At 71.3% G+C, this 21,984-nt stretch carries 21 protein-coding genes; 15 read left to right on the top strand and 6 right to left on the bottom strand.

Annotated elements, in window-relative coordinates; translation table 11 throughout:
• The first annotated feature begins 2 nt into the window (after positions 1 to 2).
• Positions 3 to 2,750, top strand: a complete 2,748-nt coding sequence (locus tag ACQEVJ_RS18435) for a bifunctional YncE family protein/alkaline phosphatase family protein (RefSeq protein ID WP_433102531.1) — start codon at positions 3 to 5, stop codon at positions 2,748 to 2,750.
• Between the two features lie 67 nt (positions 2,751 to 2,817).
• Here ACQEVJ_RS18435 and ACQEVJ_RS18430 read toward each other — a convergent pair whose 3' ends face one another.
• The 3 genes from ACQEVJ_RS18430 to ACQEVJ_RS18420 are packed head-to-tail and all read right to left on the bottom strand — an operon-like array spanning position 2,818 to position 6,995.
• Complete coding sequence (locus tag ACQEVJ_RS18430; protein ID WP_433102530.1) at positions 2,818 to 4,527, bottom strand: glycerol-3-phosphate dehydrogenase/oxidase; 1,710 nt, start codon at positions 4,525 to 4,527, stop codon at positions 2,818 to 2,820.
• Between the two features lie 45 nt (positions 4,528 to 4,572).
• A complete protein-coding gene (gene glpK / locus ACQEVJ_RS18425) occupies positions 4,573 to 6,090 on the bottom strand; it encodes a glycerol kinase GlpK (RefSeq protein ID WP_433102529.1) in 1,518 nt (505 codons plus the stop codon).
• A gap of 56 nt (positions 6,091 to 6,146) precedes the next feature.
• A complete protein-coding gene (locus tag ACQEVJ_RS18420) occupies positions 6,147 to 6,995 on the bottom strand; it encodes an MIP/aquaporin family protein (protein ID WP_433102528.1) in 849 nt (282 codons plus the stop codon).
• 500 nt (positions 6,996 to 7,495) lie between these two features.
• On the opposite strand from ACQEVJ_RS18420, the gene ACQEVJ_RS18415 reads away from it, so the two are divergent.
• On the top strand, positions 7,496 to 8,275 hold the full coding sequence (locus ACQEVJ_RS18415) for an IclR family transcriptional regulator (protein ID WP_433102527.1): 780 nt from the start codon (positions 7,496 to 7,498) through the stop codon (positions 8,273 to 8,275).
• Between the two features lie 47 nt (positions 8,276 to 8,322).
• Positions 8,323 to 9,834 (top strand): glycerol kinase GlpK, encoded by a 1,512-nt coding sequence (gene glpK, locus ACQEVJ_RS18410; protein ID WP_433102526.1) that lies wholly within the window; start codon positions 8,323 to 8,325, stop codon positions 9,832 to 9,834.
• On the opposite strand, the gene ACQEVJ_RS18405 is transcribed toward glpK (ACQEVJ_RS18410), so the two are convergent.
• Positions 9,835 to 10,035 carry a hypothetical protein gene (locus tag ACQEVJ_RS18405; protein ID WP_433102525.1) on the bottom strand — a complete coding sequence of 67 codons (201 nt, stop codon included), beginning with the start codon at positions 10,033 to 10,035 and terminating at the stop codon, positions 9,835 to 9,837.
• Positions 10,036 to 10,220: 185 nt separating this feature from the next.
• Here ACQEVJ_RS18405 and ACQEVJ_RS18400 point away from each other — a divergent pair, with 185 nt between their 5' ends.
• The 9 genes from ACQEVJ_RS18400 (at position 10,221) to ACQEVJ_RS18360 (ending at position 18,020) form a co-directional block, all read left to right on the top strand.
• On the top strand, positions 10,221 to 10,919 hold the full coding sequence (locus ACQEVJ_RS18400; protein WP_433102524.1) for a methyltransferase domain-containing protein: 699 nt from the start codon (positions 10,221 to 10,223) through the stop codon (positions 10,917 to 10,919).
• A gap of 57 nt (positions 10,920 to 10,976) precedes the next feature.
• Positions 10,977 to 11,648 (top strand): class I SAM-dependent methyltransferase, encoded by a 672-nt coding sequence (locus ACQEVJ_RS18395; RefSeq protein WP_433102522.1) that lies wholly within the window; start codon positions 10,977 to 10,979, stop codon positions 11,646 to 11,648.
• A gap of 138 nt (positions 11,649 to 11,786) precedes the next feature.
• Positions 11,787 to 12,980, top strand: coding sequence for a PP2C family protein-serine/threonine phosphatase (locus ACQEVJ_RS18390; RefSeq protein WP_433102520.1), 1,194 nt, complete (start codon positions 11,787 to 11,789; stop codon positions 12,978 to 12,980).
• A 75-nt stretch (positions 12,981 to 13,055) separates the two neighbouring features.
• On the top strand, positions 13,056 to 13,238 hold the full coding sequence (locus ACQEVJ_RS18385) for a hypothetical protein (RefSeq protein ID WP_433102518.1): 183 nt from the start codon (positions 13,056 to 13,058) through the stop codon (positions 13,236 to 13,238).
• 43 nt (positions 13,239 to 13,281) lie between these two features.
• The gene (locus tag ACQEVJ_RS18380; RefSeq protein WP_433102516.1) at positions 13,282 to 13,572 is read left to right on the top strand and encodes a hypothetical protein; all 291 of its coding nucleotides are present in this window, start codon (positions 13,282 to 13,284) and stop codon (positions 13,570 to 13,572) included.
• A gap of 249 nt (positions 13,573 to 13,821) precedes the next feature.
• Entirely contained in the window at positions 13,822 to 15,255 is a 1,434-nt protein-coding gene (locus ACQEVJ_RS18375; RefSeq protein ID WP_433102514.1) for an endo-1,4-beta-xylanase, read from the top strand.
• A 125-nt stretch (positions 15,256 to 15,380) separates the two neighbouring features.
• The gene (locus tag ACQEVJ_RS18370) at positions 15,381 to 15,890 is read left to right on the top strand and encodes an HAD domain-containing protein (protein WP_433102512.1); all 510 of its coding nucleotides are present in this window, start codon (positions 15,381 to 15,383) and stop codon (positions 15,888 to 15,890) included.
• A gap of 76 nt (positions 15,891 to 15,966) precedes the next feature.
• Positions 15,967 to 16,848, top strand: coding sequence for a sulfotransferase family protein (locus tag ACQEVJ_RS18365; protein WP_433102510.1), 882 nt, complete (start codon positions 15,967 to 15,969; stop codon positions 16,846 to 16,848).
• Positions 16,845 to 18,020: a glycosyltransferase family 4 protein gene (locus ACQEVJ_RS18360; RefSeq protein WP_433102508.1), complete on the top strand. Its 1,176-nt coding sequence runs from the start codon at positions 16,845 to 16,847 to the stop codon at positions 18,018 to 18,020. Before ACQEVJ_RS18365 ends, ACQEVJ_RS18360 begins: the two co-directional genes overlap by 4 nt.
• 6 nt (positions 18,021 to 18,026) lie before the next feature.
• Here the strand turns inward: ACQEVJ_RS18360 and ACQEVJ_RS18355 are convergent, their stop codons facing one another.
• Positions 18,027 to 18,224: a hypothetical protein gene (locus ACQEVJ_RS18355; protein WP_433102506.1), complete on the bottom strand. Its 198-nt coding sequence runs from the start codon at positions 18,222 to 18,224 to the stop codon at positions 18,027 to 18,029.
• A 93-nt stretch (positions 18,225 to 18,317) separates the two neighbouring features.
• On the opposite strand from ACQEVJ_RS18355, the gene ACQEVJ_RS18350 reads away from it, so the two are divergent.
• The 3 genes from ACQEVJ_RS18350 (at position 18,318) to ACQEVJ_RS18340 (ending at position 21,400) form a co-directional block, all read left to right on the top strand.
• Positions 18,318 to 19,673, top strand: a complete 1,356-nt coding sequence (locus ACQEVJ_RS18350; RefSeq protein WP_433102504.1) for an ADP-ribosylglycohydrolase family protein — start codon at positions 18,318 to 18,320, stop codon at positions 19,671 to 19,673.
• Positions 19,674 to 19,802: 129 nt separating this feature from the next.
• Entirely contained in the window at positions 19,803 to 20,423 is a 621-nt protein-coding gene (locus tag ACQEVJ_RS18345; RefSeq protein WP_433102502.1) for a hypothetical protein, read from the top strand.
• A complete protein-coding gene (locus tag ACQEVJ_RS18340) occupies positions 20,420 to 21,400 on the top strand; it encodes a nucleotidyl transferase AbiEii/AbiGii toxin family protein (RefSeq protein WP_433102500.1) in 981 nt (326 codons plus the stop codon). The genes ACQEVJ_RS18345 and ACQEVJ_RS18340 overlap by 4 nt, the downstream gene beginning before the upstream one ends.
• Positions 21,401 to 21,405: 5 nt before the next feature.
• On the opposite strand, the gene ACQEVJ_RS18335 is transcribed toward ACQEVJ_RS18340, so the two are convergent.
• The gene (locus ACQEVJ_RS18335) at positions 21,406 to 21,942 is read right to left on the bottom strand and encodes an NUDIX hydrolase family protein (protein ID WP_433102498.1); all 537 of its coding nucleotides are present in this window, start codon (positions 21,940 to 21,942) and stop codon (positions 21,406 to 21,408) included.
• Positions 21,943 to 21,984 lie beyond the last annotated feature (42 nt).

Raw genomic sequence — 21,984 nt, 5'->3', positions numbered from 1 at the left:
TCATGCACGTCACGCGCCAGCGCGTCGCGAAGGTCCCTCTCAGGCTCCTCAACGGACGCACCGGCCGGCGGACCCGCCTCCTCGCGGCCGCCACCGCTGCTCTCGTCGTCGCCGGTGGAGGCGTCGCCTACGCCTCCACCGAGATGTTCGGCACCGACCAGGTCGGCCAGACCACCGACAAGGGCCTGGTCGTGTCCGGCGACCAGTACATCAACCCCATCGGCGAGCGCCTCGTCATCGACAACGGCAAGATCATGTCGTCCTCGGTCAGCCCGGACGGCACCCACCTCGCGGCCTCGATCACCGACGGTGGGATGGCGCTCGCCATCGTCGACCTGAAGAACTGGAAGGTGCAGCAGCTCGTCGGCAACAACGCGGCGGCGGACCTGCGCATCAGCGGCAACGACGTGGGCCAGGAAGGCCCCACGTACTCGCCGGACGGTTCGCAGCTGTGGCTGGGCCGGGCCGACGGCTACACCAAGTTCACCGTGAACCCCGACGGCAGCCTCGCCAACCCGACGAACGTCACCATCGCCGCACAGGGCTCGAAGCGCGCGCTGGTGGGTGAGCCGGTGTTCTCCGCTAACGGCAAGACCGTGTACGCCGCCGTCAACGGCCAGAACCGTGTGGTCGCCATCGACACGGCGACCGGGGCCATCCAGCAGAGCTGGGCCGTGGGCAACGCCCCTCGTGACATGGTCGTGGTCGGGACTAGGCTCTACGTCAGCAACGAGGGCGGCCGTCCGGCGAAGCCCGGCGACACCACGATCAACTCCTACGGCACCCAGGTGCCGGCCGACCCGAACACCGGCGCCACCACCACCGGCACGGTCAGCGTCATCGACCTGGCGAACCCGGCCGCCGCCGCCGCGAGCATCGACGTCGGTCTGCACCCGACCGCCCTGTACGCCAAGAACGGGGCGCTGTTCGTCACCAACACCGCCACCAACGACGTGTCGGTCATCGACACGTCCAGCGACAAGGTCGTCCAGACCATCGCCACCCAGCCGTGGCCGGAGGCCTCGGTGGGCTACGAGCCCGACGCGGTGACGCTCACCGACGACGGGCACCTGCTGGTGACGCTCGGACGCGCCAACGCGATCGCCGTCTACCGCTACACGACCCCGCAGGAGCCGGTCAGCTACGTCGGCCTGCTCCCGACGGACTACTTCCCCGCGGAGATCACCACCGTCGGCGACGAGGTGCTGGTCTCCAACACCCGTGGTATCGACGCCCGCCGCCCCACCGGCAGCGCCGGGCACGGCACCCACGACACGACGTCGAGCCTGCAGCGGTTCAGGCTGCCGAACGACAAGGAGATCGCCAAGTACACGGCCAAAGTCTTCGCGCAGAACGGCTGGGGCAAGAACGACGTCAAGCGGGCCGAGGGCAACAAGCAGAAGGCCGAGCCGGTCCCGAAGCGTCTCGGCGACCCCTCGACGATCAAGCACGTCTTCCTGATCGTCAAGGAGAACCGGACCTACGACCAGGTCTTCGGTGACATCCCGCAGGGCAACGGCGACCCCTCGCTGGCCCAGTACGGCGAGAACGTGACGCCGAACCAGCACGCGCTGGCGCGCCAGTTCGGGCTGTACGACAACACCTACGACATCGGCACGAACTCCGCCGAGGGTCACAACTGGCTGATGCAGGCCGACAACCCGGAGTACACCGAGTCGTCGGCCGGTGAGTACCTGCGCAGCTACGACACCGAGGACGACGCGCTGGGCCACCAGCGGACCGGCTTCATCTGGACCGGTGCGCAGGCGGCGGGCAAGACCGTGCGGAACTTCGGTGAGTTCCACCAGTTCCTGACCAAGCCGGCCGGCGCGACCTGGCAGAACCTGTACTGCGACACCAAGAACATGGAGGCGACCGGGCAGAACACCGCCTACACCCTGAACTCCTCCTCGCCGATCCCGTCGCTCAACGACGTGTCGGTGCACGGCTTCCCGAAGTTCGACACCAGCGTCCCGGACATCTACCGGTACGAGATCTGGAAGCGTGACTTCGAGGCCAACGGCCCGGCGAACCTGAACATGTTCTGGCTTTCCAGCGACCACACCGGTGGTCCGCCGAACGGGGCCGCTCAGGTCGCCGACAACGACCTGGCCGTCGGCAAGATCGTCGACAGCATCTCCCACAGCGCGTACTGGAAGGACTCCGCGATCTTCGTCGTCGAGGACGACTCCCAGGCCGGCCTCGACCACGTCGACGGCCACCGTGCCCCGATCCAGATCATCAGCCCCTGGGCCAAGCACGGCACCGTGGACAGCCACTACTACACGCAGATCACCATGATCCGCACCATCGAGCAGATCCTCGGGATCCAGCCGATGAACCAGAAGGACAGCGCCGCCACCCCGATGGCCGCGGCCTTCACCAACAAGCCCGACTACACGCCGTTCGACGCCGTGCCGAACCGCACCTCGCTGACCTTGGGTCTGTCGACCCTGCCGGCCTGCGGCGCGGACACCCCGGCGCCGCAGAACCCGGCCGTCGCGTCCGCGCCGTCGGGGAAGGTGCCGGCGGACAAGAAGGAGGTCGCGGGGAGGTGGGGGGCCTGGAAGTCGCAGCAGCGGCTCACCGGGCCCGACGCCAAGGCCGACAACGCCAATCCCGCGCAGATGAACCACTTCTCGTGGTACGAAGCGCACGACTGGAACAAGCCCTACCCGGGTGAGTCCAAGATCTACACGCCGGACCAGGTGCCGGGCGCCTACATCCCGTCGTCGGAGAACGACGGCTGACGCGGGCTGATCGCGTAGAGGGGCCCCTGGCCGGCGTCACCGCCGGCCAGGGGCGTCTCATGATCACCTAGGCCACGTGCTGCGCCGGGGCGGTCGCCGCGAGCCGTACGGCGTTGGCCGCGGCGTCGTCGATCTCACGCTGCGCGGCGAGGTCGGCCTCGACTCCGGCGCGGTAGGCGTCGATCTCCGCGCGCACCCGGTCGTCGTCCCAGCCGAGGACGGGCGCGATCAGCGCGGCGACCTCGGGGGCCGCGGCGAGCCCGTGGTCCCGCTCCTCGATGAAGACCCGGGTGCGGCGGACCAGGACGTCCTCCAGGTGCAGCGCCCCCTCGTGCGTGACCGCGTACACGGCCTCGGCCTTGAGGTAGCCCTCCGCGCCGGGGATCGGCTCGCCCAGGCCGGCGTCGGCCTCGACGAGGGCGAGCACCTCCTCGACGCAGGAGCCGTACCGGCCGAGCAGGTGCTCGACGCGCGCGACGGGCAGCCCCGCGCGCCCGGCGAGGCGGCGCCTGTTGTTGCGCAGCGCCTCGAAACCGGCGGCCCCGATGACGGGCACGCGCTCGGTGACCGACGTCGGAACGGCCTGGCCGAGACCAGCCACCGCGACGTCGACGGCGTCCTTGGCCATCACCCGGTAGGTGGTGTACTTGCCGCCCGCGACGATCACCAGGCCGGGCTCGGGCCGGATGACCGCGTGCTCCCGGGAGAGCTTGACGGTCTCCGAGCCTCCGCCCTGCTTGCCGGTGCCGCCCAGGAGCGGGCGCAGGCCCGCGTAGACGCCCTCGATGTCGTCGTGGGTGAGCGGTGTCCGCAGGACGGCGTTGACGTGCTCCAGGATGTAGTCGATGTCGGCCCGGGTGGGGGCGGGCTCAACCTTGTCCAGGTCCCAGGGGGTGTCGGTGGTGCCGACGATCCAGTGCGGACCCCAGGGGATGACGAACAGCACGCTCTTCTCGGTGCGCAGGATCAGCCCGGTGTCGAGCCGGATCTTCTCCCTGGGCACGACGAGGTGCACGCCCTTGGACGCCTGAACCGTGACCGCCCGCGAACCCGGCGACGCCCCCGCGAGCCGCTGGATCTCGTCGGTCCACACGCCCGTGGCGTTGATCACCTGGCGGGCTCTGGCCGGCAGCTCGGCACCGCTCTCCAGGTCGCCCACCACCGCGCCGGTGACCCGTTCGCCGTCGCGCAGGAACCCGGTGACCTTCGTGCGGGTGGTGACGCACGCGCCGTACTGCATGGCCGTGCGGGCCACCATCATCGTGAATCGGGCGTCGTCGACCTGGGCGTCGTAGTACTGGATCGCCCCGACGAGCGCGTCGCTGCGCAGGCCGGGGGCCTCGCGCAGGGCCCGGCTGTGGCTGAGCTGGCGGTGCCGCGGCAGCGCGCGGGCGCCGCCGAGCGTGTCGTACAGCAGCACGCCCGCGCCGACGTAACCGCGCTCCCACACGCGGTGGCGCAGCGGGAGCAGGAACGGCACCGGACGCACCAGGTGCGGGGCCAGCCGGGTCACCAGCAGGCCCCGTTCCCTGAGCGCCTCCCGCACCAGCCGGAAGTCGAGCTGCTCCAGGTAGCGCAGCCCGCCGTGGATCAGCTTGCTCGACCGGCTCGAGGTGCCGGCCGCGAGGTCACGGGCCTCCACCAGCGCGACGGACAGGCCGCGCGAGACGGCGTCGAGCGCGACGCCGGCGCCGACCACCCCGCCGCCGACGACCAGGACGTCGAACTCATCCTCGGCCAGCCTCCGCAGCGCCGCCTCCCGAGCGCGGGGACCCATGGGTACAGACATATCGGTGTTAACTCCCTCGTTTTGTCAGCCGGCTCAGTCGACGTCGACCCAGTCGAGCGTCCGCTGGACGGCCTTGCGCCATCCGGCGTAGCCGCGCTCGCGCTGCTCGTCGCTCCAGGTGGGCTCCCAGCGGCGGTCCTCGTGCCAGTTCCGCTTGAGGTCGTCGGTGGACTTCCAGAAGCCGACGGCCAGCCCGGCGGCGTACGCGGCGCCGAGCGCGGTGGTCTCGGCGACCACCGGACGCGACACCGGGACGCCGAGGATGTCGGCCTGCATCTGCATGCACAGCTCGTTGGCCGTCACGCCGCCGTCCACCCGCAGCACGTCGAGGACGACGCCGGAGTCCTGCTCCATCGCGCCGACCACGTCCTTGGTCTGGTAGCAGATCGACTCGAGCGTGGCGCGGGCCAGGTGGGCGTTGGTGTTGTAGCGGGACAGGCCGACGATGGCGCCGCGGGCGTCGGAGCGCCAATAGGGCGCGAACAGGCCGGAGAACGCGGGCACGAAGTAGACGCCTCCGTTGTCCTCGACCTGCCGGGCGAGCGCCTCGCTCTGCGACGCCCCGGAGATGATGCCGAGCTGGTCGCGCAGCCACTGCACGGCCGAGCCGGTGACCGCGATCGACCCCTCCAGGGCGTACACGGGCTTGGCCGAGCCGAACTGGTAGCAGACCGTGGTGAGCAGGCCATGCTGGGAGCGCACGAGCTCGGTGCCGGTGTTGAGCAGCAGGAAGTTGCCGGTGCCGTAGGTGTTCTTGGCCGTGCCGGGCTCGAAGCACACCTGGCCGACGGTCGCGGCCTGCTGGTCGCCGAGGTCGCCCGCGAGGGGGACCTCGCCGCCGAGCGGGCCCCCTGCGCGGGTCACGCCGTACAGGTCGGGGTTGGAGGACGGCCGGATCTCGGGGAGCATCTGGCGGGGCACGCCGAAGAACGACAGCAGCTCGTCGTCCCAGTCGAGCGTCTCCAGGTTCATCAGCATCGTGCGGCTGGCGTTGGTGGGATCGGTCACGTGGACGCCGCCGTCGACGCCGCCGGTCAGGTTCCACAGCAGCCAGGTGTCGGTGTTGCCGAAGAGCGCGTCGCCGCGCTCGGCGGCCTCGCGGACGCCGGGGACGTTCTCCAGGATCCACTGGATCTTGCCGCCGGAGAAGTAGGTGGCGGGCGGCAGGCCGGCCTTGCGCCGGATCACCTCGCCCTTGCCCTCTCGTTCGAGGGCGGAGGCGATGCGGTCGGTGCGGGTGTCCTGCCAGACGATGGCGTTGTAGTAGGGCCGGCCGGTGCGCCGGTCCCAGACGACGGCGGTCTCGCGCTGGTTGGTGATGCCGAGCGCCGCGAGGTCGGAGGCCTGCAGGCCCGCGGTCCGCATCGCGGTCTCGACGACCGCCCGGGTGCGCTCCCAGATCTCGGTCGGGTTGTGCTCGACCCAGCCCGCCTGCGGCAGGATCTGCTGGTGTTCCAGCTGGTGGCGGGCGACCTCGTTGCCCCCGTGATCGAAGATCATGAAGCGGGTACTGGTCGTCCCCTGGTCGACCGCGCCGACGTAGTCTGCCATTCTCGTTGCGCCTCTCGTTGTGTGGGCTGGGCGTTGCTGGTCTCGGCCGGGGGTGATCAGCCGGCCTGCGCGGCGGGCTCCGGCGTGCGGCCGGGCTCGGGCGCGTCCGTGCGGCCGGGCTCGGGCGCGTCCGTGCGCGGCAGGAAGCGGGCGACCAGGAGCTGGTAGAGCCCGGCGCCGACGACGCCGCCGACCAGCGGGCCGACGATCGGCACCCAGAAGTAGAGCCCACCGTACTGGTCGCGGAACGCCGAGCCGTACCCCGTGAAGAACGAGGCGAGGCGCGGGCCGAAGTCGCGGGCGGGGTTGATGGCGTAGCCGGCGTCGGTCCCCCACGCCATGCCGATCGCGACCACGAGCAGGCCGATGATGAACGGCGCGAGGTTGGCGAGCGGCGCCGAGTTGCGCTCGTCGGAGATCGCGAAGATCAGGAACAGCAGGATCGCGGTGCCGATGATTTGGTCGCGCAGCGCTCCCCACTGGGTGACCGGCAGCGTGCCGTTGCCGGGGAGGGTGGAGAAGACCCCCTGCGTCTTCACCGTGTGCCCGGGGTCCACCTTGGCCAGGACCTCGCTGTAGTTCCAGCGGACGAGCAGCGCCGCCACGAAGGCGCCCGCGGTCTGCGCCAGCGCGTACGGCAGGACCTTCCGCCAGGAGAAGTCCTTGAAGGCGGCGAGGGCGACCGTGACGGCCGGGTTGAGGTGGGCGCCGCTGATGCGGGCGGCCGTGTAGACGCCGAGGGTCACCCCCAGGCCCCACGCCCACGCGATGCTGTCGTGGTCGCCGATGCCGCCGGCCGCCACCTGGGCCACGACGCCGACGCCGAACAGGATGAGGATCGCCGTGCCCGCGAACTCGGCCGCGAGCTCACTGAGTAGCCGCCGGTCGCTTCGCCCTTCCGCCATCTGTCTCCTCCTTGACCACGCCCGTCACGTCTCCGAAGTGCTCGTTGTGAACACTGCCGGTTTTCCGGACGCTAAACGGCGCCCAAGGGAGCGTCAACGAATGATCGTCGGCATTGTCGAACACTGGTCACACTCCGGACGTCGTACTACGCTCCCCGGGTATGACGCGAACAATCACATTTCGCGCGAACCCATCCGACGACCAAAGATCTTCCTGCAGTGCACCGCACTGCGCCGGCCAGGTGTCGGCATTGTCGAACACCTTCCGACGTGGCTAGTGCCGCGACCGACAAGATCTGCCCGGAAGGAGCGGTGGCCAGAGTGGTGCATCGCAAGGCGGAGGAGGAGCTCGTAGCGGAGCTACGAGCGATCTTCCCGGGCCCCGCGGAAAGTCCGAGCTTGCGAGGAGTTTTCGTGGGTGGGGCGACAACGCCGCGAGGTGCCGCTCTGGGCGACGCGAAGGGGCGAAGATTGGCGGGAGGGGCACTAGGATCCGGGGCGTGCCAGGTCCGGTCCAGTCCATCGAGCGCGCCGCCGCGATCCTGCGGCTGCTCGCCCAGGGATCGGGGCGGCTCGGCCTCACCGAGATCGCGAACTCCCTGGGGCTGGCCCGCGGCACGGCGCACGGCATCCTGCGCACCCTCCAGCTCGTCGGCTTCGTCGAGCAGGACGAGGCGACCGGCAAGTACCAGCTCGGCGCGGCGCTGCTGCACCTGGGCACCAGCTACCTCGACGTGAACGAGCTCCGCTCGCGGGCGATCAACTGGGCCGACGCCCTGGCCGCGCGCAGCGGCGAGGCGGTGCGGATCGGCACCCACCTCCAGGGCAAGGTCCTGGTCGTCCACCACGTCTTCCGGCCCGACGACAGCCTGCAGACGCTCGACGTCGGCATGCTCCTGCCCATGCACGCCACGGCGGTCGGCAAGGTGCTGCTCGCCTACGACGCCAACGCGGCCGCCGCCGTACAGGACGCCGTACAGGACGGGGAGCTGGAGCAGTTCACCCGCCGCACCGTGCGGACGCACAGGGAGATGTCGCGCATGCTCGCGACCGTGCGCGAGCACGGCTGGGCGTCGGACGTCGACGAGGCCGGCATGGGCGAGGCGGGGGTGGCCGCTCCCATCAGGGGGTACGGGGGACTCGTGGTGGGCGCGATGGGCATCTCCGGCGCCACCGAGCGGATCTGCGACTCCGGCGGGCGTCCCCGCCCCGACCTGGTGGGTTATGTGCGCGACGCGGCGCGGGCCGTCTCCCGCGACCTCGGCGCCTCCCGCTGGTGACCCTCCCCACCCCCCACACCGCATCCGCCTCCAGAAGGTAGGCCGCCGTGACCCAGCGTTATGTGATGTCCATCGACCAAGGCACCACCTCGACCCGATGCATCCTGTTCGACCAGCGCGGCCGGCTGGTCTCGGTGACCCAGCGGGAGCACAAGCAGCACTTCCCGCGCCCCGGCTGGGTGGAGCACGACGCCGTCGAGATCTGGCGCAACGTGGAGCGGATCGGCCCGGAGACGCTCGCCCACGCGGGCATCGAGCCCGGCGAGGTCACCGCCGTCGGCATCGCCAACCAGCGGGAGACGACGGTGCTGTGGGACCGGCGCACGGGTGTCCCGGTCACCCCCGCCGTCGTCTGGCAGGACACCCGGACCGACACCCTGGTGGACGAGATGTCCCGCCGCCCCGACGCGCACGTGGTGCGCGAGCGCTGCGGCCTGCCCCTGGCCACGTACTTCTCCGCCCCCACCGTCCGCTGGCTGCTGGACGACACCGAGGGGCTGCGCGAGCGCGCCGAGCGCGGCGAGGTCCTGTTCGGCACGATGGAGAGCTGGCTCATCTGGAACCTCACCGGAGGCCCGGACGGCGGCGTCCACGTCACCGACGTGACCAACGCCAGCCGCACGCTGCTGATGAACCTGCGCGACCTCGACTGGGACCCGGTGCTGCTCGGCTTCTTCGGCATCCCCCGCGCGATGCTGCCGGAGATCCGCCCGTCCAGCGAGACGTACGGCATGGCCCGGCGGGTGCTGCCCGGCGTGCGGATCTCCGCCGCGCTCGGCGACCAGCAGGCCGCGCTGTTCGGGCAGACCTGCTTCCACCGCGGCGAGGCCAAGTGCACCTACGGCACGGGCGCCTTCCTGCTGCTCAACACCGGCACCGAGCCGGTCGTCTCCACCCACGGCCTGCTCACCACGGTCGGCTACCAGATCGGCGACCAGCCCGCGGTGTACGCCCTGGAGGGCTCCATCGCGATCACCGGCGCGCTCGTGCAGTGGTTCAGGGACCGGCTCGGGATCATCAGCACCGCTCCGGAGATCGAGACCCTGGCCCGCACGGTCGACGACAACGGCGGCTGCTACATCGTCCCGGCGTTCTCCGGGCTGTTCGCGCCCCACTGGCGCAGCGAGGCCCGCGGGGTCATCGTCGGGCTCACCTCGTACATCACCAAGGGCCACCTCGCCCGCGCCGTGCTGGAGGCCACGGGCTGGCAGACCCGCGAGGTGGTGGACGCCATGAACGCCGACGCGGGCATCGCGCTCACCACTCTCAAGGTCGACGGCGGCATGACCTCCGACAACCTGCTCATGCAGTTCATCGCCGACGTGCTGGACGTGCCGGTGGTCCGGCCCATGGTCGCGGAGACCGTCTCCCTCGGCGCGGCGTACGCCGCCGGGCTCGCCGTCGGCTACTGGCCCGACCTGGAGGGCCTGCGGCGCAACTGGCACCGCGCCGCCCAGTGGACGCCGGCGATGGACCCGAAACGGCGCGAGGACGAGTACGACAACTGGCGGCGGGCGGTCGAGCGCGCCCTCGACTGGATCAAGCCCGCCGCCGGCTGATCACGAAGTCGGACCGATGTCGGGCTCGGGCTCGGGCATCGCCGACTCCTCGCCGGTCGCCGGCGGCGTCTCGGCGGCCGGCGTCTCGATGTCGGACTCGCCGCCGATCATCGCTTCCAGTCCCTCGTCGTCCGGTTCCGGCGTCAGCGGCTCGGGCGAGGTGCCCCTCGCGTCGCGCGCTCCGGATCTCTCCGCCACCACGTCCGCGTCTCCTCCCACATGTCCTCTCTGTTGTCCGCCGGTCCCCCCGGTCCGCGGATCACCCATGACCGCTCACCTGCCCCCGTCGTACGGCCTTCATTCATCCTCGCAAAGACCCCTCATGCGTACGCCCCGGCCTCCCGGGGGTAGACGACAGGTGATCGGAGCGGCGAGGAGTGGACGGGATGGACAGGCGTCGGCGTGACCTGGTCGACCGGGACCTCGAGGAGGCGGCGGCGGACCTCCTGGCGCATGATCCCCGGCTGCGCGGCCTGGACGTGCGGGTCCGCTTCGACGGCGGGGTCGCGCACGTCGAGGGCGACGTGCCGGCCGCCGCCGACCTCGCCGTGCTGCGCGAGCGTCTCGGCCGGCTGGCGGGGGTGCTGGCGGTGTGGGACCGGGTGCGGGTGGCCGGTGCCTCGCCCCGGGTCGTCGACCTCGGCTGCGGCGGCACCAAGCAGCACCGCGACAACGTCGGCATCGATCTGCGCCCCGGCACGGTGGTCGACGTGCTGGCCGACCTGGCGTACGGGGTGCCGCTGGCGGACGAGTCGGTGGACCAGATCTTCGTGGTGCACGTGCTGGAACACCTGGCCGACTACCTGCCCCTGCTGCGCGAGTGCCACCGCGTGCTGCGGCCGGGCGGTGTGCTGCACGTCATCGCGCCCTGGTGGCGGCACGTCAACGCGGTGGCCGACCCCACGCACGTCCGGCTGATCGACGTGCAGACGTTCAAGCACCTGTGCCGGCCCGACGACGCGGGCCGGTGCTGGTATCCGCTGCTGGTCACGCGCGACGAGTCCACGGTCTTCGCGGACCTGGTTCCAGCGAAGGACGGCCGGGAGCCCGCCTGCGAGCGGCGGCTGGCCCGCTTCTTCGACTGAGCGGGCGGCCGGTTCGTGAGAGGCTGCCGCTGGAACTCGATTCGGGCAAGGAGAGCGATGACCGGCAAAACGGTGGAAGAGCAGCGCGAGTACGTCCGGCGGCTGGCCGCGGCGCACGTCGAGAAGGGCGATCCGCTCGGCTGGTTCGAGCCGCTGTACTCGGCGGCCGAGCGGGGCGAGGCCCTGGTCCCCTGGGCTGACCGCGCGCCCAACCCGCGTCTGGTCGAGTGGGCCGAAGGCCGTGCAGGCGAGGGACGCACGGCGCTGGTCGTGGGGTGCGGCATGGGCGACGACGCGCAGTACCTGGCCGGGCTGGGATGGTCGGTGACCGCCTTCGACGTCTCGCCCTCCGCCGTCAGGGCCGCCCGCGGCCGCTTCCCCGGTTCCTCCGTCCGGTACGTCGCCGCCGACCTGCTCGCGCCTCCGGAGGAGTGGCGGCAGGCGTTCGACCTGGTGGTGGAGATCTACACGGTTCAGGTGCTGCGCGGCGACCTGCGCGAGCGGGCCATCGGCGCGGCCGGCTCGGTGGTCGCCCCCGGCGGCACGCTGCTGGTGGTCGCCCGCGCGCGGGAGGAGAGCGACCCGGAGGGCCGGATGCCCTGGCCCCTCACGCGGGCCGAGATCGACGCGTTCGCGACCGGCGGGCTGCGCCCGGTGCGCGTGCGGGACGTGTACGACGACGAGACCCCGCCGGTACGCCGCTGGGTCGCCGAGTTCGCCCGCACCTGAGGTAATCCGTTGCCCAAAATCTCCCTGCGGTCCGGCCCGCGCTTCGAGTCGTGGCGCATCGTGGGTAGGTGGTGAAGGACCACCACCGGGGGTGGGCAGATGGAGCAGGGCGTCCCCTCATCTCATGATCGTGGGCTGTTGCACGCGTTGACCGGCATGCTGGAGGACAGCCACCTGGCGGCCTTCGAAGACCTCCCGGCGCTGGTCACCCGTTACGTGCGGGCGTGCGGCTTCTCCGAGGTGGACATCTACCTGGCCGACCTGCAGCAGAGCGTGCTGCGCCGGCTCTGCGGGCCGGGCGAGGAGGAAGCCCAGCCGACGGAGCTGAAGATCGACACCACCCTGGCGGGGCGGGCCCTTCAGGAGGTGCGGATGCTGCAGGGCGGCTCCGACGGCGGGGACCCGAGACGATGGTGGGTCCCCCTGCTGGACGGCACCGAGCGCCTCGGCGTGCTGTGCCTCGCCCCCTTGGCCGAGGACGACGGCATCCGGGACCGCATGCGGCATCTCGCCTCCCTGGTCGCCATGCTGGTCGTCTGCAAGCGCTCGTTCAGCGACTGCCACGCGCGGCTGGTGCGCAGCAGGCCGATGAACGTGGCGGCGGAGATGCAGTGGAACCTGATGCCGCCGCTGACCTTCGCCACGCCGGCGGTGACGATCGGCGCCGTGCTGGAGCCGGCGTACGAGATCGGCGGCGACGCCTTCGACTACTCCACCGCCGGCTCCCAGGCGCACGTCGGGATCTTCGACGCGATGGGCCACGACGTGTCGGCCGGGCTGACCGCGAACCTCGCGGTGGCCTCCTGCCGCAACCACCGGCGGCAGGGCATGGGCCTGGTACGCAACAGCGAGGCGATCGAGCGGGTCCTGATCGACGAGTTCGGCCGGAGCGACCGCTTCGTCACGGCGGTCATCGGCGACCTCGACCTCCGCACCGGCCTGTTCAGCTGGGTCAACCGCGGCCACCACACGCCGGTGCTGATCCGCCAGGGCCGCTGGATCTCCACCCTGAAGTGTCCGCCCGCCCACCCGATGGGACTCGACCTCGGCCTGCCCGTCACGCTGTGCCGCGAGCAGCTGGAGCCCGGCGACCGGCTCCTGCTCTACACCGACGGCATCACCGAGATGCGCAGCCCCGACAGCGGCGAGTTCGGGCTGGGCCGGTTCGTCGAGTTCATGATCCGGCAGAACGCCGCCGGGCTGCCGGTGCCCGAGACGCTGCGCCGCCTGATCCGGACCGTGATGAAGTATCACGAGAACCGGCTGCACGACGACGCCACCGTGCTGCTCGTCGAGTGGCACGGCACGGCCCACGAGCAGCTCAGTCCCTAAACGCCCCGCGGCTCCAACTGGACGCAGCACCGCCCGGGCTCGGGAGCGAGGACGGCCCGGACGCCGGCGATCTCCATGGGAGCGGTGGGCGCCGGGATGCTCGCGCTGAACGCCGCGAGCCTGGCGGTCCTCGCCGTCTCCGGATACCTGGGCGGGAAGCTCGCCTACCACTACGGAGTTCGCGTCGCGGACGAGGTGACTCAGAGCGATGGATTCATCCCCGTGCGTGGCCGTATCCGCTCCGGAGGGCTCTCCTGAGCCCGTCGATCCCGTTCCGTTCCTTCACCCGAGGAGTCACATCATGGACATCGCCGCACTGGTCACCTGGATCATCATGGCGCTGGGCGGCTTCGCCCTGCTGGGCGTCTGGATCTCCCGAGGTGGGCCGCGCAGCGGCACGAGCCGGCTGCCCGTGCCGGTCGTGGTCGCGCACGGCCTGTTCGCCGTCGCCACCGTCGTCCTGGTGCTGCTGACCGCACTCGGCGTCGGGGCCACGCCCGCCTGCCCCCCGATCCGGCGGGGCGCTGTGCTGAAACTTTCATCGACGACTGTTCTCGCGGGACGGGGTTGTTTCCATGTTTTCGGTGGCTGAACCGCTCATTAGCGCGTATGCGGGGCCCAACCGAGCAGTTCGGCGACCGAAAGTTTCACAATAGTATTGACACATTTCGGAGAGATTTCCAGACTGAGTCCCCGAGGCGGTCTCCCCCTGCCAGGTCGGTGGTGAAGCGGCAGGGGGGCGCCGTCCGCGACGCCCTCGTGGCGTGCGTCCCCGTGATGGGACGCGGTGCCGATCCCGCGGATGTCCCGCTTTCCGTGATTCAGTTGTGGAGGCTCAGGCATGGATACGAACGCCACCCCCTCAGATCGGCTCCGGCTGCCACGCCGCGGCCGGGTGCTGCTCGCCGGCGCCCTCGGCGTTCTCGGCGCGATCACCGCCGTGGCGGTGTCGGTTCCCGCCGACGCGGCTGCGAGCACGCTCGGTGCGGCGGCCGCGCAGAGCGGCCGTTACTTCGGTACCGCGATCAGCGCGGGCAAGCTCAACGACTCGGCGTACACCACGATCGCGGACCGCGAGTTCAACATGGTGACGGCCGAGAACGAGATGAAGATCGACGCGACCGAGCCGAACCAGAACCAGTTCAACTTCACCAACGCCGACCGCGTCTTCGACTGGGCGACCTCGCACGGTAAGAAGGTGCGCGGGCACACGCTGGCCTGGCACTCCCAGCAGCCCGGCTGGATGCAGTCCCTCAGCGGCACCGCGCTGCGCCAGGCGATGATCAACCACATCAACGGGGTGATGGCCCACTACAAGGGCAAGATCCCCTACTGGGACGTGGTCAACGAGGCCTTCGACGACAGCAACGGCGGCCGCCGCCAGTCCAATCTGCAGGCCACCGGCAACGACTGGATCGAGGTCGCGTTCAAGACCGCGCGCGCCGCCGACCCCGCCGCCAAGCTGTGCTACAACGACTACAACATCGACAACTGGACCTGGGCCAAGACGCAGGGCGTCTACAACATGGTCAAGGACTTCAAGTCCCGCGGCGTGCCGATCGACTGCGTCGGGTTCCAGGGCCACTTCAACAGCGGCAGCGCCTACAACGCCAACTACCGCACCACGCTGCAGAGCTTCGCGGCTCTGGGCGTCGACGTGGCGATCACCGAGCTGGACGTCGAGGGTGCCTCGGCCACCACCTACGCCAACATCGTCAACGACTGCCTGGCGGTCTCGCGCTGCGTCGGCATCACCGTGTGGGGCGTCCGCGACAGCGACTCCTGGCGCTCGAGCCAGACCCCGCTGCTGTTCGACGGCAACGGCAACAAGAAGGCCGCCTACACCTCCGTCCTCAACGCCCTCAACGGCGCTCCCAACACCTCACCCAGCCCCACCCCGCCGACCAGCCCCAGCCCCACCCCGCCGGTCAGCCCGAGCCCGACCCCGCCGGTCAGCCCCAGCCCCACTCCCCCGGTGAACGGCGCGTGCTCGGCGACCCTCACGACGATCAACTCCTGGCCCGGCGGCTTCCAGTCCGAGGTCACGGTCCGCGCCGGCAGCTCGGCGGTCAACGGCTGGACCGTGAAGTGGACCTGGCCGAGCGGGCAGACCATCAGCAGCCTGTGGAACGGCACGCAGAGCGTGTCCGGCTCCTCCGTGACGGTCCGCAACGCCGACTACAACGGCTCCATCGCGGCCGGCTCGTCCACCACCTTCGGCTTCACCGCCAACGGCACCGCGGCCACCCCGGCCGTCACCTGCACCAGCCCCTGATCGCTGATTCCTGATCACGACGAACGGATCCGGTTCGGACGACGTCCGAACCGGATCCGTTCCGTTTCGCGTCAGGGCATCGCGGGGTGGAGGGCGGACGCCGGCGGCGGGATGATGGTCGTCTGATGGACGGGACCCTTCTGCTGCTGGACGTCGACGGGGTGCTCAACCCCGTGCGGCGCTCCTCGCCGCGCTTCCGCCGGTTCGAGTGTGTGGCGGAGGGCGAGTGGTTCCGCCTGCTGCTCGATCCCCGGCACGGCGCCAAGCTGACCGCGCTGCGCCGGGAGACCGGCGCGACGCTGACCTGGGCGACGACCTGGGGCGAGCGCGCCAACGAGGAGATCGGCCCCAGGATCGGGCTGCCCCCGCTGCCGGTGGTCCCGATCGACCGCGACCCTCCCCGCCCGCCCGGCGTGAACCTCAAGACCTGGCACGTCGCCGAGTACGTCCGGGGCCGGCCGTTCGTGTGGTTCGACGACGATCTCGGGCCGGCCGATCTGGAGTTCCTGCGCGGCCATCCGGGGGTCGGCGAGTTCCTGATCGTGGCCGTCGACCCCAGGGACGGGCTGGGCGACGCCCACCTGGAGGCGGCCCGCCGGTGGCTGAACGCGCGGAGGCCGCAAGCCGCCTGGTGACACGTGGTGGGATCACAGGTGAGCAGGGGGTGGATTCTCAGGGATTTCCCCGGAAGCCCCGGTAATCTCGCGGGCCATGACATGGCAGCGGAGGATCAACGGCGCACTCGTCAAATTCACAGGCGTCCAGCTCACCCGTGTCCCGCCCGCCGCCCCGTCCTCGCCCGCCGGCCCTGCCCCGGCTCCGGAGGAACAGGTGCGTCCTCCCGCCGACCCTCGCGCCGACCGCCTTCTGGTCGCGCCGGTGTTCGTCATGTCCCCGGTGCGATCGGGCTCCACCCTGCTGCGGTCGATCCTGAACGCCCACCCCGAACTGCACGCCCCGCATGAGCTGCACGTCAGGCGGCTGACCGTCGGGTTCGGCACGCCGCTGGCCCGCAAGGCCATGGAGGCGCTCGGTCACAACCAGGCCGACCTGGAGCACATGCTGTGGGACCGGGTGCTCCACCGGGAACTGGTGCGGAGCGGCAAGCGGACCATCGTGGACAAGACCCCCGCCAACGCCTTCGCGTACACCCGGATTTCCGCCTGCTGGCCCGACGCCCGATACGTCTTCCTGCTGCGCCACCCCGCCTCCATCGCGGCCTCCTGGTATGAGTCCGACCCCGTCAAGCGCACCCGGGAGGAGGCCGCCGCCGACGCGCTGCGCTACATGAAGGCGGTGCAGCGGGCCAGGAAGGCACTCACCGGCCTGACCGTGCGGTACGAGGATCTGACCGCCGCGCCGGAGAAGACGACCCGCGCCATCTGCGACTTTCTTGAGGTGGAGTGGGAGCCCGGAATGCTGGCGTACGGCGAGCAGAAGGTGGTGCAGAAGGGCCTGGGCGACTGGAGCGACAAGATCCGGTCGGGCACGGTGCAGCCGGGACGCGGCCTGCCCGGGCCGGACGAGATACCCGACCTGCTCAAACCCATCTGCCGCAGCTGGGGCTACCTCCCGAAGGAGGAGGGCCGATGAGGATCCGCTACATGCTCCTGCACGCCTACGGCATGGGCGGCACGATCCGCACCGTGGTCAACCAGGCGAACGCGATGGCGGCGCTCGGCCACGAGGTGGAGATCGCCAGCGTGGTGCGCCGCCGTGAGGAGCCGCAGTTCCGCCTGCATCCCGACGTCGCGCTCAACACGCTCGTGGACCAGCGGACCGGCGTACGGGCCGACTCCCTCGGCCGGCGCGTGTGGCGGCGGGTGCGCGGCAAGATCGTGCCGCACGGCGAGTTCGCCGCGGGCTACTTCACCGAGCGGGTCGAGAAGGCGGTCATCGACTACGTCGCCTCGGTGGACGACGGGATCCTCGTCACCACCCGCCCGGCGCTGAACCTCATCTCCGCGCGCCGCGCCTCCAAGAACGTCGTGCGGGTGGCGCAGGAGCACATGAACCTCGGCACCTATCCCGGCCCGCTGCGGGAGGAGATCGTCCGGCACTACGGAGCGTTCGACGCGATCGCCGTGCTGACGCCCAGCGACCGGCGCGAGTACGAGCACGCGCTGCCCGGCACGAGGATCGTGCGGATCCCGAACGCCGTGCACTCGGTGAACCAGGTGCCGTCCCGGCAGGAGCACCCCGTCGTGGTCGCCGCGGGCCGCCTGGTCAGGCAGAAGGGCTTCGACCTGCTGCTCCCGGCGTTCGCCCAGGTGGTGAAGGAGCATCCGGAGTGGCGCCTGCGCGTCTTCGGCACCGGCCCGAGGAAGGCCGCCCTGCGCGGGCTGATCGGCGAGTACGGCCTGGCCGCGCACGTGACGCTGATGGGCCGCACCAACCGCCTCGACGACGAGCTCGCGCGGGCCTCGATCTACGCGCTGAGCAGCCGCTTCGAGGGCCTGCCGATGGTCATGATCGAGGCGATGACCCACGCGCTGCCGATCGCGGCCTTCGACTGCCCGACCGGCCCCCGCGACGTGCTCACCGACGGGACCGACGGCGTCCTGGTGCCCTGTGAGGACGTGGACGCCCTCGCCGCGGCGCTCAACCGGCTCATCGCCGACCGCGATCTGCGGCTGCGCATGGGCGCCGCCGCGGCGGCCACCGCCAGGGAGTACGCGCCGGAGAACGTCATGCCCCTGTGGGAGAACCTGTTCGCCGAGCTCCTCGAGACCAAGACGGGCAGCGACGCGCGCGCACGGCGATGACCCGGCTCACGCGGCTCCGGCGCCGGTCAGCCGGTCGCCGAGGAAAACTGCGCCGGTACAGCACCAGCCGCCCGTCGCCGGCCCGGGTGACCAGGCCCGCGGCGTCGGCCTGGCCGCGCTGACCATCGGCACGCTGCTGCTCGTCGTCGCGATGCAGTGCGGACGGTTGCCAACCGGGCCCGGGTCCACGCCCTGCGTCCCCACGCCCGCACCTCCTGTCGGCGCACGGCCGACGCCCGATCACGAGCGCCCAACGGTCGTCCGCGTAGCGGACATGGTGTGCCAGACTGGGCGGCAATGGCGTCCGATCCCCTCATCCGCGCGACCGCCTCCCTGTACGGCCTGGCGTTGGGCGACGCGCTCGGTTCCCAGTTCTTCGTGCCCGCCAACCGCGAGGCACTCACCACCCGAACCCTGCCGCCCGGGCCGTGGCAGTGGACCGACGACACGGAGATGGCCTGCTCGATCTACCGGGTCCTGGCCGACCGGGGCACGGTCGACCAGGACGCGCTGGCGGCCTCATTCGCAGCCCACCACGACTTCGACCGCGGCTACGGCCCGGCCACCGGCCGCATGCTGCGGCTCGTCCGGCAGGGAGGCGACTGGCGGGCGCTCGCGTCCGGGCTCTTCGACGGGAACGGCTCGTGGGGAAACGGCGCGGCGATGCGCGTCGCCCCGCTTGGCGCCTGGTTCGCCGGAGACCCGGTCCGCGCCGTACGGCAGGCCGAACTGTCCGCCCGGGTCACGCACACGCATCCCGAGGCCGCCGCGGGTGCGGTCGCCGTGGCTGTCGCCGCCGCCACGGCGGCCCGCGAAACCGACCTGTCCCCCGGCCGGTTCCTCGACGCCGTCCTGGAGCACACGCCGCCCGGCCGCGTGCGGGACGGGATCGGCGCGGCCCGGCGGCTGCTCACGATCGCCGATCCCCTGCTCGCCTCCGACGCCCTGGGCAACGGCCGGAAGGTGGCGGCGCACGACACCGTGCCGTTCACGCTGTGGGCCGCGGCCCGGCACCTCGACGACATCGAGCAGGCGATCTGGACGACGGCGACGGCGGGCGGTGACGTCGACACCACCTGCGCGATCGTCGGCGGCATCCTGGGCGGCCGGGCCGGGCTCGGCGGGCTGCCGCGCGACTGGCTGCGGCGGGTGGAACCGCTGCCCGGCTGGGCCGAGGTGCCGGCGAGCCTGCGCCCGGAGGCCGCCGACGACGCCTGGTTGCACTCCACCACCGGAGTGGCGACGCCGTCCGCGCCCGGCGACGTCGTCACCCGGTCGAGCCTGCGCAAGGTGATCCCGTTCGCCGCTCCCGTCGTCATGCCGCCGCCGGAGCGGGTGTGGAGCGACGAGGACTGGGCGGTCATCCGGCACGGCCACCGGCCCGTGGGCATGGACGACCGGTGGTCCGCCTTCGTGGAGGGCGAAACGCTGCACCTGCACCGGAGCTGGACGGGCCACCAGATCTACGAGGCCCGCTTCGGCCGGGTGCCGGACGGCCGGTTCGTGATCGCCGGCCGGGTCGAGACCGACCGCGGGCGGCACCGGCGGGTCGGCGACGCGTACGACCGCCTGCTGCTGGAACTGCTCGTCGACACGATCCTGCTCGGGCGGCACGATCCGCGTCGCTGGGACGAACTGGCGTCCCTGCGGTGAGGCGGGGCGGCGTACGGCGGACATATTGCGATGCCGTACGCCTGCGCGCTCGGTTATGGTCGGCGCCATGCGAGAGTCCCCCGCCCTGACGTCCCACGCCGGGGATGCGCCGGGAAACGGCACCCGCCGATGAGCGGCCCGGAGTTCAGGGGCGTCTTCGACATCCACCTGACGGTGGCCGCGGACGACGTAGAGTCGCTCGGCGGCTGGGCGCGGGAGAACGGCGTCAAGTTCACGCACATCGTGCTCGAACGCGGGACGGCCCCTTCCCAGCCGATGCTCACGGTCCGGGGCGAGGGCACGCTGACCGCGCAGAGGACGGCCGCCGCCGCCCACACCGCGCGGTTGCGGGACGAGGGGTTTCCCGTCGTCCGGGTCAAGATCGAGGCGGCTCCCTGGAACGAGGACGTCCCCCGGACCGCCGAGGCCGCGGCGGCGATGCCGGATCACTATTTCGAGCACCATGTCAAGGTCGCCGTCCGCGGTGGCCTGACGCCACTCGCCGATCTCGCCGTGGCCCACGGCGCGCACGTGTCGCGGAACGCCCGCCGGCAGCGCGACGACGACTCACACGAGCGTTTCGTCACGCAGCGATGCCGGGGTGTCGCACTGGCCACGGCCGGCCGGCGCTTCGAGGCGCTGCTGTCCGATCTCGAACGGCACGGCCACGCCGTACTCGAAGCCGAACGAGAGTTCGTCGTGCACGACGACAACCCTGATGTCGACCACGGCTGGATCGAGGAGCGATGACGTCAAGCTGGGACCGGTTCAAGGGAGTCTCCCTCCCCAAGGGGACCACGATCCCGCCTCGCGGGACGCCATGGTTTCCCACGACCTACCTGCCCGTCACGGACAGGCCGGGCATCCGCCAGCCGCCGATCTTCGACCCGGCGCTCAAGCAGTTCGACCGTGCGTTCCGGGCCGGCGAACCGGTCTTCGACGACCCGGAGACGGGGCGCCGGTGGCGGCGGGCCCGGCGCCGGGCGATCGACCACCTGGTTCGGGTCGTCGCCGAGTCCCCGTGGAACGAGAACCTCGTGCTGCGTGGGAGCCTGCTGCTCGAGGCGTGGGTCGGCGAGGAGGCGCGTGAACCGGGCGACCTCGACTGGGTCGTCGTCCCGCCCACCGTGAACATGGACAGCCCGCTCACCGTCGCGATGTTCAAGGGCGTCATCGCCGCCACCGTGGCCGGACCGGCCGACGGCGCGGTGGCCTTCGATCCGGGCGACATCGCCACGGACGAGATCTGGACGTACGACCGCGTCCCCGGGCGGCGTCTCGTGTTCACCTGGCGGGCCGGCGACCTTCCTCCTGGCACCGTCCAGCTCGACTTCACCTTCAACGAGCGCCTGCCCGTCCCGCCGGAGATCGCGCTGATCCCCCGCACCGGCGGGGGTGAGGCCACGCCGATCCTCGCGGCCTCCCCGGAGCTGTCGCTGGCGTGGAAGCTGCTCTGGCTGGCCTCCGACATCTGGCCGCAGGGCAAGGACCTCTACGACGCCGTCCTGCTCGCCGAGCGCGTCCCCCTCCCTCGCGACCTTCTTCACGGGGTTCTGTGCGACGCGCTCGGGGAGCACGACGCCGGTCGGTTCGGCCCGGAGACGATCCGTTCTCTCGAGGTGGACTGGGACGAGTTCCGCGCCGAGTATCCGCACGTCACCGGGAACCCCTGCGACTGGATGGAACGGCTGGCGCGGGCGCTCGACCCCACCTTCGCGAAGGACTGACCCGATCAGGTCAGGCGGCCGACGTAGGCGAGCGCCTGCTTGAGCAGCACGCCCTGGCCGCCGTTCATCTCCTGCTGCACGATCGGGGAGGCCGCCTCCTCGGGCGTGAACCACTCCAGGTCCAGCGCGTCCTGCCGGGGCCGGCAGTCCCCGCGTACCGGGACGATGTACGCCAGGGAGACCGCGTGCTGGCGGGGGTCGTGGAACGGCGTGACCCCCGGGGTCGGAAAGTACTCCGCCACGGTGAACGGCGTCGGCGAAACCGGCACGCTCGGCAGCGCCACCGGCCCGAGATCCTTCTCCAGGTGGCGCAGGAGCGCGTCGCGGATGCGCTCGTGGTAGTACACCCGCCCGGACACCAGCGCCCGGCTCACGGTGCCGTCGGCGCCGATCCGCAGCAGCAGGCCGACGCGGGTCACGGTGCCCGTGTCGTCCACGCGCACCGGCACGGCGTCCACGTACAGGATCGGCATCCGGCCCCGCACCGACTCGATGTCGTCGGGAGCGAGCCAGCCTGGCGTCGTTTCGGTCATTTCGGTCACGGGTCGATCGTACTTGCCCAGGCGAAGGGCGGTTCGCAGGTC

Origin of the sequence: Microbispora sp. CA-102843, from assembly GCF_050936215.1 — a bacterium.
Classification (GTDB): Bacteria; Actinomycetota; Actinomycetes; order Streptosporangiales; family Streptosporangiaceae; genus Microbispora.
This window is presented reverse-complemented; position numbering and strand designations above follow the sequence as displayed.